The sequence below is a fragment of the Cupriavidus sp. H39 genome (assembly GCF_050271075.1).
Classification (GTDB): Bacteria; Pseudomonadota; Gammaproteobacteria; order Burkholderiales; family Burkholderiaceae; genus Cupriavidus; species Cupriavidus necator_B.
In genome coordinates this window covers 2,728,028-2,742,666 of sequence record NZ_CP189848.1, presented here as the reverse complement: position 1 = coordinate 2,742,666, position 14,639 = coordinate 2,728,028, and the positions used below count along the sequence as shown (strand labels likewise).

Genomic DNA, 14,639 nt, shown 5'->3' with positions numbered 1-14,639 from the left:
GTTTCTGAGGAGGCAAGCATGTTTTGTTGAGTTCTCTGATGAAACGGAGACAATCATCGTCTCCGTCTTTTCTTGTGCGCAGGAATCTGATGCGTTCCCTTCCAGGGAGCGGTCGTTGAAGACGACCCGCGCCTGTTGCGATTCCTAGAAAGCATCCCTGCTGCAGCACGCGTCCAGATCAACATGGACGATAGTTGAAGGTGGAAGACTGGCCGCCTATTCGATCAACAACTCCATGAAGGGAGTCGGCGTTTCCTTCTTCAGGCCGAAGAGCCGGCGGTTACTAAATTCGTACAGATAAACAGGAAGTCTCGACTGTACAAATATCCTTAACTTCCAAGGTCCTGGACTTGTGAGGTGCACAGACCTGGTCTTGAATTCGACAGGCTGGTGAAGGTCCTGCTCAGCTATCTGAAGCACTACATGGTCGAGAATGGTGTTGTCGGGGGAAACGACCTCGAGGCCAAGGAGACCTTTGGGCTGACAAGCGGCGGCGACGGCGAATCGGACGGCTCGCAATAATCCGTGCTTGTAAGGCGTGATGCGATATTCCCTGTAAGGGATTCTGTGGAGTGATTCACTAAGACCGAGGGCTGACCGCCGCTGACGCCAGCCGGCAGATTCGCTGAATGCCTTAACATCGCGGAAACTTGGTGAAACGTCGTCCCACAAATCGACTTTGACCAGTCCAAAGCGATTTCGCCAGGTGTTTCCTTGCGCTGCTCGGTATTGGTCGAGCTCGTGCGCCATGCTCTCGATGATCGCGTCGGCTTGTTCTTGTTGTCTGGCAGCGGCTGCCTCGATATGCCGTTGCCTTTCAGCAGCGGTGGCTTCCAAGGCGGAGAACACTTCCGCCTGAGCGGCCATGGTTTTGGCATGCTCGGCATTCGCGGTCACTATCCCGGTCTTGATGCCGAGCTTGAGCATGAAGCTGTTGAGCTTGTGAAGCCTGTGCGATTGCACTGCCCAAGAAGGTTCGCCACCGTGCCTCCTGTTCATTTCACGGAAGATTTCGGCGTTCCTCTCGCAGGAAAACATCTGTGCGCACAACGAGGCGTTGCCGGCCTTCAATGCGTCGACGTCTCGCTCTTTTTGAACAAGGGATCGCAACTCTCGATACCACGAATCGCTGTTGAACGGGTCGTTGACGATCACAGCACAGTTGCGCTGAGAGATTTCGTCGTAGGGTGGAGTGTTAGGCATGACTGCAACTGCATCGAGCAGGTGTGCGGCTAGCACCGGATGCAGGGTCTTGTATGGATTGTTCCGAGTCGCACTTGGAGCATGCAAAACGATGTCCGGCTTGTAGCGCGCAAATCGTCGCATTGCGAACATATAGCATGGCTCGAAGGAAAGCATCGATACGCGAAGATTGCTTGGAAGGCGACGCAACCTATCGAGATGCTCGAGCTCTGCAGTTTGCGGGATCACGAAGTGGACTCTTAGCGTTTCATCAGCACACAGCTTCGTGAGGGCTGGAAAGATGACGTCCCAGAGTCCTTTGGTGCGATGGGTTCCGCCGGCAAAAGCGAGGGTGATCTCCCCCTCGATCTTCGGATGGTGGAAGTCGACATACAAGGGCCTTTGATCGGCACATGCAACCGGGTAGTAAATCGGATCATGATGGAGGTCATGATCGCGGAAGTACCCGACCAATTTCTCACTTGTGAGAAATACGGACTCAAAGATCGTAAGCGACTTCCTAAATGTATCCAGGCTGAAGTCCTCGCCAGGTGCCGAGTACTCATGATGTTCTGCTAGGAGGGGGAGGTTGTCGTCCAGTATGTAATACATTGGAATCTGCATGGCCTTTGCCGCGTCGATCCATACTCGATACGATTCAACCCCTCGCACGAAGATAACGCTCGTCGCGCGTGCGAGTTCTTCAAGGCCTCCGCCAGTCGTATAGATCGCGACTCGCACACGCTTCGCGAGATGCTGCGGCAAGAGATCGAAGCAAAGAGAAACTGACGCGTCGTAACTGATCGCCACGATCAGGGTATAGCCGTCCTCGACATGATCAGACAATTCGCTGTTAGCAAGATCCCAGCCGCGAGACTGTGCATGCTTCGTCGCCAGTGCATTGCAGATGTCCCGTGTACTGGCTCCGTGACTGGGATCGCTGCCGAGCACCTCGTAATGGTGGAAATTGCTTGGCCGCAGTCGCTCGTTTCTGGCCGTTCGGCACCATTCTTCAGCTGCCCACGCATCATAGGAGTATGTGTTCCCAAGACTGTCGCTGGATATGACTCCGTTCTCACGTCCAACGGATACGTCAACGAACCGCAATTCATAGCGCTCGGCGATGCGCCGCCATAGGTCCCAGTCGCAGACTCTCGCGAGCACGATGTGTGGGTCATACAGGCCAACATCATCCAGAATGTGACGCGGAACTAAGACGGCACTGTTTGGAATGAAGTTGCTAGAACGCAGTAGCCCTTGCGAGATCTGTGAGCCCAGCTTGACTGTGGTGATGACGCCCGTGAAAGCGTCACGCATCGGAAGTTCGATATGTCCGAACACGACGGCGTGAGGAGTCCGCTTAGATTCCTCAAGTAGCCGCTCCAACGCATCGGGGTTGAAGGTCGTGTCGTCGAAAGCAAAGGAGATTTTTTCGCTCCGTGCGCGCAAGTAACCTTCGTACTCCGAGATCGCCGGCAAACCGAGATTCTTCGGATGGCGAAGACAACTCACTCGGGAATCAAGCTTCTGGATTTCAACGATCTGCTCAAACGTTCCATCCGAACTTGCATCGTCGATGATAATGAGTTCAATGTTGCTCAGCGTTTGAGAGAGTATCGACTTCACAGAGTCTAGAAACATCCCGCTCGCGCCGCGCCTAAATGTAGGCAAAAGAACGGAGATCTCTGGCTTGGTTTCCGTCTCGTATGCGGTGCCAGGCATCCAAACTGTACCTGCAACAAGGTCTCCGACTTTCATTTTCGTTGTTTGTGGTGGTTTGGCGCCATGATAACAACGTTCGACGCGCCCCTGTCGTAGGGGCTACTGCCCGCCACGTGCGGGCTTTTTTGTTTCCGGAGCTATGCTTGCGCACATCACCTGATGGTATTGAGCAATTGAAGCGCAGGGAGGGTCTGGAGTTGAAGGCCTATCCAGACCCGGCTACTGCGGCGCGCCCTGGACCATCGGGTATGGCCACACCGGGCCGGACGTTCGTCCAGGCCTGGTAATCGATGAACCCGAGGCCGCCGCCCTGCTGATGGATGATCTGGCCCTACGCGAGGCCGCGGTAAGCCGGCTGGTCCGCGTACAGGTCGGTCAGAACCAGTTCGATGCCCTGGTATCGCTGGTCTACAACATCGGCGTCCGCAACTTCGAGTCTTCGACGCTACTGCGCAAGCTCAATGCCGGGGACTACCGCGGCGCCGCCGACGAGTTCCCGCGCTGGAACCGCGCCGCGGGCCGAGTAATGGAAGGGCTTACGCGGCGCCGTCTGGATGAGCGCGCGCAGTTTCTGGCGTGAACGGGGAAATGATGGACCTGAACGAATTGAACGTGCCGGGGGGCACTGGCGGCGCGCTGGGCTTCATTCTCGCCGCAGTTTGCGGAGCAGTCTGGTTCATCCGTAAGGCATGGCGCACCGACAAGGTCGACGGCGCGGAGACCCAGGCGCCGGTCGACATCATCGCTCGGCTGTCCGAGCAGCTCGACAAGGCTAAGGCGCGGGCCGACCTGGCCGAGCAGCGCGCCGATACCGCCTACAAGGACAGGAACGACGCCTACCGGGAGATCGGCGAGCTGAAGTCACGATCGCGGCGCTGGCGCAGGCTACGCAGTTTCCTTTGATCTGCGCTCGTGACGTCGGTTTGTGATGCGAGCCCCAACAGGGCAACAGGCATATCAGGACAAATCATTTGCCGCGGATTCTGTCTCCGCCGCAGTTACTGATCACCATCGGATCCCGGCGCTGCATGGCTGCATAAAGTCGCTGCGGCAAGTCGGACCTCCGCCTTGCCGTCCGTGCTGGCCCGCGTCAACGAGAATGGTTCTTAAGGCGTTACAAAATCTTACCGGGCCGATGCCGCCGATACGGTTTAGCGGGCAGGGATTCGACCAATTGTTGGAAGCGTTGTAATCGGTTTATCTTTTGCTTTCAAGGGGATGGACGCAAGGATTATTAGTCTTCCCATGCCTGAAGGCGGTTTTGAGCCACCTTCCTTACAGGTCTTGCGTAATGAATTGTAAGAAAAAGAGAATGCTCTGAGCATAAAAGAGCACTCAGTGGAGGAGAACTTGAGAGTGCTTTTCACGAACTTCCACCGCGAAAACGGTGGGGGGCATGATACTTACGTCGTCAATCTGTTGACGCGACTGGCGCCGCAGCATGAAGTCACCGTGGCCGTTCCGCGCACCAGCCGTTTATACCGGCTTGCGAGCGGCCGCCCGGCGGTGCGCGTGGTCGCGGTGGACTATGCGCCCCGAGGGCTACGCTGGCTGCGCGAAGTCTGGACGCTCTGGTGGCTCATCAGCCTGGGGCGGTTCGATATCATCCATGTCAACGGCTCGGCGGACCACAAGCTGGTTTCGCTGGTACGCCTCATTGCCTTGCGCCGTCCCCGCGTCATCTATACGAAACACAACGACCATCGCAGCAGAAGTTTCGGAAACTGGCTGCGCGCCTGGATTGGTACGGATCATGTGATTGCGGTCAGTGACTATGTCGAGCGCAAGCTGCGCTCGTCTCCATACTGCCGTGTGCCGAGGACCACTGTTCCGCATGGCGTCGATTCCGGCTATTTCGCACCGCCCCCGCCTGCGTACGTCGAGGCTGCGCGGGCGCGGTACTTTGGTCCCGATGCCGCTTGCACCGTTTTTGTCAGCACTGCCGGCACCCGTTACGAGAAGGGATGGACGGACTTGCTCGAAGCTGTTGCGCAACTGCCGTGCCACGTGCGCAGCGGTGTGCGCGTGATCCTGGCCGGCGAGGCGCCCTTGCCCTGCATGACGAGTAAAGTTGCCGCGCTGGGTCTCACCGATCAAGTCGTGTTTACTGGCTTGCTCGACGACGTTCGCCCGGCCCTGGCCGCGGGGCATGCCGCCTTTGTGCTGTCGCGAAGCGAGACCTTGTCATTTGCCTGCCGTGAGGCGATGGCAATGGGCCTGCCGGTACTGGTCAGCGATGCCGGCGGCCTGCCGGAGAATGTCACCGATGGACAGGACGGCTGGGTCGTACCCTGCGCTGACATTGCGGCAGTGAAGGCGCGTCTCGAGCAGATTCTGGCTACGCCTGGCCGGCTCGGCGAGATGGGGCAGGCTGCCCTGGCGAAAAGCGCGACTTGCTTCGGCATGGATTACTTCGTCGCCGGCACCCTCGCGGTGTATCAGGCGGCCCTCGCGCGCGGTGCGCGGTTCCACGTGCTTCCTGCCGCGCCTAAGCGTAGCCTCAGCCAGTAAAGCCGCGCCTTTCTTCCGCCATGTCGATCCCGATCCTGACCTATCACCAGATTGATATCGTGCCGCCCGCGGGCACGCCATTTCGCGGCCTGACCGTCAGTCCCGCGCAATTTCGGCAGCAGCTTGCGTGGATGCGCCGGCTCGGCTATCGCGGCCTGTCGATGCGCGAGCTCATGCCCTATGTGCGGGGGGAGCGGACGGGCAAGGTGTTCGGGATCACGTTTGACGACGGTTTCCGCAATGTCCATCGCCATGCGTTACCCGTCCTGGCCGAGTTTGGCTTCAGCGCCACCAACTACTTTGTGTCTGGCCAGATCGACGGCAGCAATGTCTGGGACGCAGGCCAGGGCATTCCGCCTGCACCGCTGATGAATGCCGGCGAAGTTCGGGAGTGGGCACGCCTGGGCAACGAAGTCGGCGCCCATACGGTCGATCACGTACATTTGCCCGCCTTGTCGCCGGAGGAAGCGCGCCGCCAAATCGAAACGTCGAAAGCAGCCCTGGAGGACCTGGTGTCGATGCCGGTCACCGCGTTCTGTTACCCGTATGGCGAACAACTTCCGCTCCACCGGGACATGGTGCGCGAGTCCGGGTTCGACAACGCCACGCTGACGCAGCGTGGCCTGGCATGTGCCGATGACAATCCCTTCGGCCTGCCGCGCGTGCACGTGCATTGCGGCACCAACCTGTTCCGCTTCCTGCAGAAATGCCTGACGCGACATGAAGATAAGCGGCGGGCGAAATCGGAGGGATCCTGACATTGGGCTGGGGGCACGTGCAGCGAAACGGATCGCGCCGCACCCATGCCGCACCCATGCCTCATCAATGCGCGCTGGTCTTCGAAAACAGCTGGATCACCGCCACGCCGGCAATGATCAGCCCGATCCCGACACAAGCCGCCAGGTCCGGCACCTGCCGGTACAACACCACGGCGATCAGCGAGACCAGCACGATCCCTGCGCCGCTCCAGATGGCGTAGGCGATGCCGACCGGCACGGTGCGCATCACCAGCATCAGCAGATAGAAGGCGGCGACGTAGCCGGTGACCACCAGCACGCTGGGCATCAGCCGTGTAAAGCCCTGCGAGGCTTTGAGGCTGCTGGTGGCGATGACTTCGGCGACGATGGCGAGGGCGAGCAGCAGGTATCCGTTCATGGCGTGCAGAAATGGTTGGCCGGCATGGGCCTGAGCCGGCATCTTAGCGTCCCGCGCATGTTGCGCCAAAGCCGCGTCCCTCCCTCGCGGTGGTTGTGCGAAGCGGCCATGCAGGATTGAATGTGCCGATCCGGACCGCAACGGGCGGGCGCACGCTGGCCCGCGGCAGGACGGTCTTCGAGGCAGTCGCGGAAGTTTGCCTGACCAAGCCGGCACGCACGATGCCGGCGGCGGGCGCGGGGGATAGGGGAGCGGTATGCAACACACTGGCATCGACGGCGCGGCCGTCCCGGCGTCATCGGCGTCCGGGGACACGGCCATGGCGCCTGACACGAATCCGTGGCAAGACACCATTGCGGCGGCTGATCACGCGCTGGAAGAAGCCGCGCGGATTCAGCGCGGGGTGCAGCACAACCTGAGGCTGATGCAGGAAGTGCGCGCGCTGCGTGAGGAACTGCGCAAGGCCCATGCGGAGGCCGACCGCTACCGCGGCATGCACGCCCGGGTAGTCGTGGGCATGCGCCAGCTGGAAGAAGAGCACACCAGCGCAATCAGCCGGCTGCATGCCGACAACGAGATGCTGGTGGTGCGGCACCGGGTCTACCGGCTGCTGGCCGAGCACTACGCGCGCGTGGCGCTGCGGCTGGATCCGCAGGCCTTTGCCGGGGACCGCGACCGCGTGCTGCAGCACATCCTGTTCCAGCGCCGCAAGGGCGTGGCGCCCGAGGAAATCGGCCTGTCCGACCTGGCTTTCCTGCTGCTGTAGCGTCCCGGCGCGGCCCTGCCGTCAGGCCCGCCGGGGCCGCAGCACATGGTAGGCAAGCACGCCGCCCACCACGCCCCAGAACGCCGAGCCGATGCCCGCCAGGGTCATGCCGGAGGCCGTAATCATGAAGGTCAGCAGGGCGGCTTCGCGCTCGGCCGGGATTTGCATGGCCACGGTCAGGCCGTTGGCGATCGAGCCCATCAGCGCGAACGCGGTCACGCCCACCACCAGCGCCTGCGGAAAGGCGGCGAACAGCGCGGCGATGCTGGCGGCAAGCGTGCCCGCGACCAGGTAGCCGACGCCGCAGACCACTGCTGCGGTATAGCGGCGGTGACGGTCGGGATCGGCCTGCGGGCCGGTGCAGATCGCCGCGGTGATGGCCGCCAGGTTGATGCCATGCGAGCCGAACGGCGCCAGCGCGGCCGAGGCCAGGCCGGTCACGGTAATCAGGCGCGAGGCCGGCACGTGGTAGCCGTCGGCCTGCAGCACGGCCAGCCCAGGGATGTTCTGCGAAGCCAGCGCGACGATGAACAAGGGGATCGCCAGGCTGATGAAGGCCGGCATCGAGAACGCCGGCGTGGTCCACACCGGCACGGCCAACTCCAGGCGCACGCCGGAGAAATCGAGTTGCCCCAGCACGCCCGCCACCGCCACCCCGGCCAGCAGCACCCCCGGCACCGCATAGGCCGGCCACAGCCGCCGCCCGAGCAGGAAGGCGGCGAACATCGCCAGCAGCAGCACGGTCTGGTGCTGCGCCTGCACGAACACGTCCACGCTGATGCGGAACAGGATGCCCGCGAGCAGGGCCGAGGCAATGCTGGCGGGCAGGGCGCGCATCAGCTTGTCGAACCAGCCCGTCATGCCGGCCGCCGTCATCAGCAACGCGGCCAGCAGGAAGGCGCCGATGGCTTCGGCATACGGCACGCCGGGCAGGCTGGCGATCAGCAACGCGGCGCCGGGCGTCGACCATGCCACCACGATCGGGACGCGCAGCGCCAGCGATAGGCCGATGGTGGTGATCCCCATGCCGATCGACAGCGCCCAGATCCACGACGAGATCTGCGCGTCGGTCAGGTGGGCCGCGTGCCCCGCCTGGATCATCAGCACCAGCGAACTGGTATAGCCGGTGAGCGTGGCGACCAGCCCGGCGACAAGCGCCGACACGGACAGATCGGAAATTTTCAGCGAAGCGGTGGTCATGGGCAGGGCAGCAGGCACTTGGGTACGGCCGCCATCTTCGCATGAGTGGCTTGGCCGTACCAATTTGGCCCGGCGCGGCGGGGCCGCAGGGCGGCGGCCGTCGTTCACGGGGCTTTCCCTTACGGACTTGTCCGACTGGAGCCGGCGGTGGGCCGTTGTTATGCTGGTTTCGTGCCTTGCGAGCAGGGCACCGAGGAGAGACTCTTGGGCCCGCAGTGCGCGGGCCCTTCTTTTTTGCCACGGCCGGTCCTGCTGCCGGTCGTCTACAATGCGGGCTGCCGCCGGGCGCGCCCGCGCCGGCCCGTCCCTTCTTCCCTCGCTGCTTCGTCTTCCTTCCCATGGCCCTGTTTTCCATCACCGACGCCCAGCTTGCCTTCGGGCACGTGGCCCTGCTCGATCACACCGACTTTTCGCTGGAGGCCGGCGAGCGCGTGGGGCTGATCGGACGCAACGGCTCGGGCAAGTCCTCGCTGCTGAAGATCGTGGCGGGGCTGTCGGCCCCCGATGACGGGCTGATCGCGCGCCAGAGCGGCGTGACCAGCGCCTACGTGCCGCAGGAGCCGCAGTTCGCGCCGGGCATCGCCGTGTTCGACGCCGTCGCGCAGGGCATGGGCGATGCGCACGACTTGCTGGTGTCCTATGAGGCCGCGGCAGAACGCGTGGCCCAGCATCATGACGACGAAGCCGCGCTGGCCGAGCTGCATCGGCTGCAGTCGGAACTGGATGCCGCCGACGCGTGGCAATTGCGCACCCGCGTGGAAACCACGCTGGCCCGGCTGGGGCTGGATCCGCACACGCGCGTCGACGCGCTCTCGGGCGGCCTGCAGAAACGCGTGGCGCTGGCGCAGGCGCTGGTGGCCGAGCCCGACATCCTGTTGCTCGACGAGCCGACCAACCACCTCGACGTGGAAGCGATCCGCTGGCTCGAAGACCTGCTGCTGCAATTCCGCGGCAGCGTGCTGCTGATTACCCACGACCGTGCCTTCCTGGATCGCGTCGCCACGCGCATCGTTGAACTGGACCGTGGGCGGCTGGTGTCGTTCCCTGGCAACTTCGCCGCCTACCAGGCCCGCAAGGAAGAGATGCTGGCCGCCGAGCAGGTCGAGCAGGCCAAGTTCGACAAGCTGCTGGCGCAGGAAGAGGTGTGGATCCGCAAGGGCGTGGAAGCGCGCCGCACGCGCAGCGTGTCGCGCATCCAGCGGCTGGTGGCGATGCGCAACGAGCGCGCCGCGCGCCGCGAATTGCAGGGCAACGTCAAGCTGGAGGTGTCGCAGGCCGACCGCTCCGGCAAGATCGTGGCCGAGCTGACGGATGTCAGCAAGGCGTATGGCGACAAGGTGGTGGTGCGCGATTTCACCGCCACCATCATGCGCGGCGACAAGGTCGGCCTGATCGGCCCCAACGGCGCCGGCAAGACCACGCTGCTGTGCCTGATCCTGGGCGAACTGGCGCCGGACAGCGGCACCGTGCGCAACGGCAGCAACCTGCAGGTGGCGTATTTCGACCAGATGCGTACCGCGCTGGACCTGGAGAAATCGCTGGCCGACACCATCAGCCCGGGCAGCGACTGGGTCGAGGTCAATGGCCAGCGCAAGCACGTGATGAGCTACCTGGGCGACTTCCTGTTTGCGCCGGAGCGCGCGCGCTCGCCGGTCAAGTCGCTGTCGGGGGGCGAGCGCAACCGGCTGCTGCTGGCGCGCCTGTTCGCGCGCCCGGCCAATGTGCTGGTGCTGGACGAGCCCACCAATGACCTCGACATCGACACGCTCGAACTGCTGGAGGAACTGCTGCAGGACTACGGCGGCACCGTGTTCCTGGTATCGCACGACCGCGCTTTCCTCGACAACGTGGTGACCTCGACGCTGGCTGCCGAAGGCGACGGCGTCTGGCGCGAATCGGTGGGTGGGTATTCCGACTGGGTCGAACAGTCGGCCCGCAGCGCCGCGCTGCAGGCGGCGCGCAAGCCTGCCGAGCAGAAGGCGGTCGAGCCGGCCAGGGGCAAGGACTCACGCGAGGCGCGTGGGGCCAATCGAACCGTCAAGCTGTCGTACAAGGAGCAGCGGGAACTGGACGCGCTGCCCGAGCGCATCGCGGCGCTGGAGAGCGAGCAGAAGACGATCTCGGCGCAGCTGGAAGATGGGTCGCTGTATGTCAGTGATGCGGCCAAGGCGGCTCTGCTGGCCGCGCGGCATGATGAGATCGAGATGGAATTGTTGGAGGCGTTGGAGAGGTGGGAGGGGTTGGAGGGGAAGGGGAAGGGAGAGGGGGTGTAAGGGATTTGGTTTGGGGCGGTGTTTGTCGCTGTTGGTGACATGCTGTCGGCTTTTGAACCGCGTGGTTCCGCCCTGCTGGGCGGGTCACTTTTTGTCCGAGCGACAAAAAGTAACCAAAAAGCGCGTTTACTGCCCTGCGGGCGGCATGTCTTATCGTAGTGGGCGTTGGGTTTTCGTACGGGGCTTGGCTTCCTCACAAAGCTGGACTGCCTGCCGCAGGGGGTGCACGACGGTGGGTGGGGCGTTGGAGTGGGGTTTGAACGAGCCCAGAGGGACCTGTCAGAAATTTTGTGTTTAGGGCATAACATGTCGCCAAGGAGCATGTATGCCACGCAGAACCAAGACGAGCCAGGCCGCCGACCGTGAGCTGCCGACCATCCCCGAGGACTTGATTACCCATTTCGTCAAGGGCCCGATGACTGCGGAGGCGGTCCAGGACGCTTCGATGGCGTTCAAGAAGGCCCTGATCGAACGCGCCCTGGGCGCTGAGCTCGGCCATCACCTGGGCTACGCGGCTGGCGCCGAGCGCCCGGCCGGCACGGCCAACCAGCGCAATGGCAAGAGCGCCAAGACCCTTCTGACCGACGACGGCCCGCTGCGGATAGACATTCCGCGCGACCGCGACGGCAGTTTCGATCCAATTCTGATCCCCAAGCACGAGCGGCGCTTCACTGGGTTCGACGACAAGATCATCGCCATGTACGCCCGGGGCATGACCGTGCGCGAGATCCAGGCGTTCCTGGCCGAGCAGTACGGCACCGAGGTATCGCCCGAGTTCATCAGCTCGGTGACCGATGCGGTCATGGACGAGGTCACCACCTGGCAGGCCCGCCCGCTGGAGGCGATGTACCCGGTGGTGTTCTTCGACGCGCTGCGGGTCAAGATGCGCGAGGACGGGGTGGTGCGCAACAAGGCCGTCTACCTTGCCTTGGGCGTGCTGCCCGACGGCACGCGCGACATCCTGGGCCTGTGGATCGAGAGCACCGAAGGCGCCAAGTTCTGGATGAAGGTGTTCAACGACCTGAAGACTCGTGGCACGCAGGACATCCTGATCGCGGTCACCGATGGCCTCAAGGGCATGGAGCAGGCCCTGAACGCGGTGTTCCCACACACGACGCTACAGACCTGCATCGTGCATCTGATCCGAAACAGCTTAGGCTACGCCGGTTGGAAAGAGCGCCGGGTCGTGGCGGCGGCGCTTAAGCCCGTGTACACCGCGCCCACTGTTGAGGCGGCGCTGGCCGAGTTGGCAGCCTTCGAGCAGGGAGAGTGGGCTAAGAAGTATCCCCCCATTGCCGCATCCTGGCGTCGTGCCTGGGATCAGGTGATCCCGTTCTTTACGTTCCCGCCGGCAATCCGCAAGATCATCTACACGACCAACGCCATTGAAAGCATCAATGCGCAACTGCGCAAGATCATCAAGACCCGGGGACACTTCCCCAGTGATGAAGCGGCAACGAAGCTGCTATGGCTAGCCTTGCGCAACATCACCGGCAAGTGGGGCAGTTCAACGCATGACTGGAAGGCTGCCATGAACCAGTTTGCGATTCTCTATGAGGAGCGCTTCACCCACCCGCATCGCTGAGATAATGCTGGCTCACCGGTCAAGTCGACGGTGAGCCTTTAACTGCCCTGAACACAAAAACCCTGACAGGCCCGCCCAGAGCGGTGGGTGGTCCCTGCTGCGGACCTTATCGTAGGGACGCCTTCGGCTGCGCTATGCGCCGGCCCAAAAATGGCAGAACTGGATCCCTCGCGCCCGCAAGCACCAAGCGAGCGCAGCGACGCGTGCCGAGCCAGGGCCCCTGCTCGGCGATACTGCCTGCGCGCAGCGCAGCCGTAGGCGTTCCTACGGCAAGGCCAGCAGCAGGCGGCCACCCACCGCTCTGGGCTCGTTCAACCATCCCTTCAACGCCCCTCCCACCGTCGCGCACCCCTGCGGCAGGCAGTCTAGCTTTGTGAGGAAGCCAAGCCCCGTACGAAAACCCAACGCCCACTACGATAAGACATGCCGCCCGCAGGGCAGTAAACGCGCTTTTTGGTTACTTTTTGTCGCTCGGACAAAAAGTGACCCGCCCAGCAGGGCGGAACCACGCGGTCCAACAGCCGACAGCATGTCACCACTAGCGACCACCCAAAAAAACGCCCGCAAAAAACCCCTCACCCACACCAAGCCAACACCATATTAGCCACCCCCACCACAAACGCAGGCCGCAAATACCCCACGAACCCCAGCACCAGCACCCCCGCCAGCACCGCCAGCCCGGCCGCCTTCGCCATGGCCGTCCGTCCGGAGGCCATCACGCCGCCGCCGGCTGCGCCCGCACCAGCGCCTGCTCGCGGATCGGCAGGTTGACCAGTGCCGCCAGCACGCCCAGCCCGATCGCAATCACCCACACCGTGTTGTAGCCCCCGGTGCGGTCATAGAGGTAGCCGCCCAGCCACGCGCCCAGGAAGCTGCCGATCTGGTGCGAGAAGAACACCACGCCGGACAGCATCGACAGGTACTTCACGCCAAATACCTGCGCGATGATGCCGTTGGTCAGCGGCACCGTCGACAGCCACAGGAAGCCCATCAGCGCCGCGAACACCCAGGTGCTGGCCACGGTCAGCGGCAGCATCAGGTAGCCGGCGATCACCACCGAACGCGTCAGGTAGATGGCCGACAGCAAGTAGCGCTTGGGCAGCCGCTGCCCCAGGGCCCCGGCGGTATAGGTGCCGAACACGTTGAACAGCCCGATCAGCGCCAGCGCCACCACGGCCACCTTCGGGTCCGTCAGGCCCTGGTCTTTCAGATACGGTGCCAGGTGCACGCCGATAAACACTACCTGGAAACCGCACACGAAGTAGCCCAGCGTCAGCAGCTGGAAGTTGCGGTTGCCAAAGGCTTCATGGATGGCCTGGCCGATGGTCTGGTGGTGGCCACCGCCATGGGCGGCCTCGCGCGGATCGCGCAGGGTCAGTGCCAGCGGCAGCATCACGCACGCCATCAGCGCCATCACGTACAGCGCGTTCTGCCAGCCCAGGCCGGAGATCAGCCCCTGTTCCACCGGAATCATCAGGAACTGGCCGAAGGAGCCCGCGGCGGCGGCGATGCCCATCGCCCACACCCGCTTTTCCGGGCTGGCCACGCGGCCGATCACGCCGTAGACGATGCTGTAGGTGGTGCCGGACTGGGCGATGCCGATCATCACGCCGGCACCGGTGGCGAAGGCGGTGCCGCTGGTCGCCAGCGCCATCACCACCAGGCCGGCCACGTACAGCGCCACGCCCACCAGCATGATGCGCAGCGCGCCGAACTTGTCGGCCAGGGCCCCGGCGAACGGCTGGCTGGCGCCCCACATCAGGTTCTGCAATGCCAGCGCAAAGGCGAAGGTCTCGCGATTCCAGCCGTGGGCCTGCGTGATCGGCAGGTTGAACAGGCCGAAGCCGTGCCGGATGCCCATCGAGAGCGTGACCAGCAAGCCACCGCACACAAGGACGGTGGTCAGGGAGAGTTGTCGGTTCTGCATGTCTTGGCTCGGTGTGCGGTCGCGCGGGTGAGGCGGCGCTGACGGGGATGGTCTGTTGCTTGTTGTTTTACCGCGCCGGAACGGCAATCAGGCTTGCCGGGACCGGGTGGAGGGGAGTTTACTCCGGCTCGGGAAAACGCGTACGGCGCCGCCGGCACCTGCCGCGCCCCGGCAAAAAGCGCCGGCGGCCCGGCAAGCCCGACCCCGCGCCCGCTGCAGGGCGGCGGCTTTTTTCTGCAGGATTGGCGTCGCGCGCTTCCATTACAATGCAGTGCCCGGTGCCCCGGCGCGTGCACAGTTGTACGCCTCGCGGCAGCC

At 63.3% G+C, this 14,639-nt stretch carries 11 protein-coding genes; 7 read left to right on the top strand and 4 right to left on the bottom strand.

Going from position 1 to position 14,639, the window contains the following annotated elements; genetic code table 11:
• Positions 1-216: 216 nt before the first annotated feature.
• Positions 217-2,940, bottom strand: coding sequence for a glycosyltransferase (locus ACOCMH_RS28045; RefSeq protein ID WP_427310506.1), 2,724 nt, complete (start codon positions 2,938-2,940; stop codon positions 217-219).
• 136 nt (positions 2,941-3,076) lie between these two features.
• On the opposite strand from ACOCMH_RS28045, the gene ACOCMH_RS28040 reads away from it, so the two are divergent.
• From ACOCMH_RS28040 to ACOCMH_RS28025, 4 genes are all read left to right on the top strand, one after another.
• Positions 3,077-3,484, top strand: coding sequence for a lysozyme (locus ACOCMH_RS28040; protein WP_427313383.1), 408 nt, complete (start codon positions 3,077-3,079; stop codon positions 3,482-3,484).
• A gap of 8 nt (positions 3,485-3,492) precedes the next feature.
• A complete protein-coding gene (locus ACOCMH_RS28035; RefSeq protein ID WP_427310504.1) occupies positions 3,493-3,807 on the top strand; it encodes a hypothetical protein in 315 nt (104 codons plus the stop codon).
• A gap of 447 nt (positions 3,808-4,254) precedes the next feature.
• The gene (locus tag ACOCMH_RS28030) at positions 4,255-5,415 is read left to right on the top strand and encodes a glycosyltransferase (protein ID WP_427310502.1); all 1,161 of its coding nucleotides are present in this window, start codon (positions 4,255-4,257) and stop codon (positions 5,413-5,415) included.
• 20 nt (positions 5,416-5,435) lie between these two features.
• Positions 5,436-6,173: a polysaccharide deacetylase family protein gene (locus ACOCMH_RS28025; RefSeq protein ID WP_427310500.1), complete on the top strand. Its 738-nt coding sequence runs from the start codon at positions 5,436-5,438 to the stop codon at positions 6,171-6,173.
• A gap of 64 nt (positions 6,174-6,237) precedes the next feature.
• On the opposite strand, the gene ACOCMH_RS28020 is transcribed toward ACOCMH_RS28025, so the two are convergent.
• A complete protein-coding gene (locus ACOCMH_RS28020) occupies positions 6,238-6,570 on the bottom strand; it encodes a DMT family transporter (protein WP_171515944.1) in 333 nt (110 codons plus the stop codon).
• Positions 6,571-6,826: 256 nt separating this feature from the next.
• Here ACOCMH_RS28020 and ACOCMH_RS28015 point away from each other — a divergent pair, with 256 nt between their 5' ends.
• Positions 6,827-7,336 (top strand): hypothetical protein, encoded by a 510-nt coding sequence (locus ACOCMH_RS28015; protein WP_427310498.1) that lies wholly within the window; start codon positions 6,827-6,829, stop codon positions 7,334-7,336.
• 21 nt (positions 7,337-7,357) lie between these two features.
• On the opposite strand, the gene ACOCMH_RS28010 is transcribed toward ACOCMH_RS28015, so the two are convergent.
• Positions 7,358-8,536, bottom strand: coding sequence for a benzoate/H(+) symporter BenE family transporter (locus ACOCMH_RS28010; protein WP_427310496.1), 1,179 nt, complete (start codon positions 8,534-8,536; stop codon positions 7,358-7,360).
• A 338-nt stretch (positions 8,537-8,874) separates the two neighbouring features.
• On the opposite strand from ACOCMH_RS28010, the gene ACOCMH_RS28005 reads away from it, so the two are divergent.
• Both ACOCMH_RS28005 and ACOCMH_RS28000 read left to right on the top strand, forming a co-directional pair.
• Positions 8,875-10,809, top strand: a complete 1,935-nt coding sequence (locus ACOCMH_RS28005; protein ID WP_427310494.1) for an ATP-binding cassette domain-containing protein — start codon at positions 8,875-8,877, stop codon at positions 10,807-10,809.
• Between the two features lie 325 nt (positions 10,810-11,134).
• Positions 11,135-12,394 (top strand): IS256 family transposase, encoded by a 1,260-nt coding sequence (locus ACOCMH_RS28000; RefSeq protein WP_427310492.1) that lies wholly within the window; start codon positions 11,135-11,137, stop codon positions 12,392-12,394.
• Positions 12,395-13,109: 715 nt separating this feature from the next.
• Here the strand turns inward: ACOCMH_RS28000 and ACOCMH_RS27995 are convergent.
• Positions 13,110-14,321 (bottom strand): MFS transporter, encoded by a 1,212-nt coding sequence (locus tag ACOCMH_RS27995; RefSeq protein ID WP_427310490.1) that lies wholly within the window; start codon positions 14,319-14,321, stop codon positions 13,110-13,112.
• Positions 14,322-14,639: the final 318 nt, after the last annotated feature.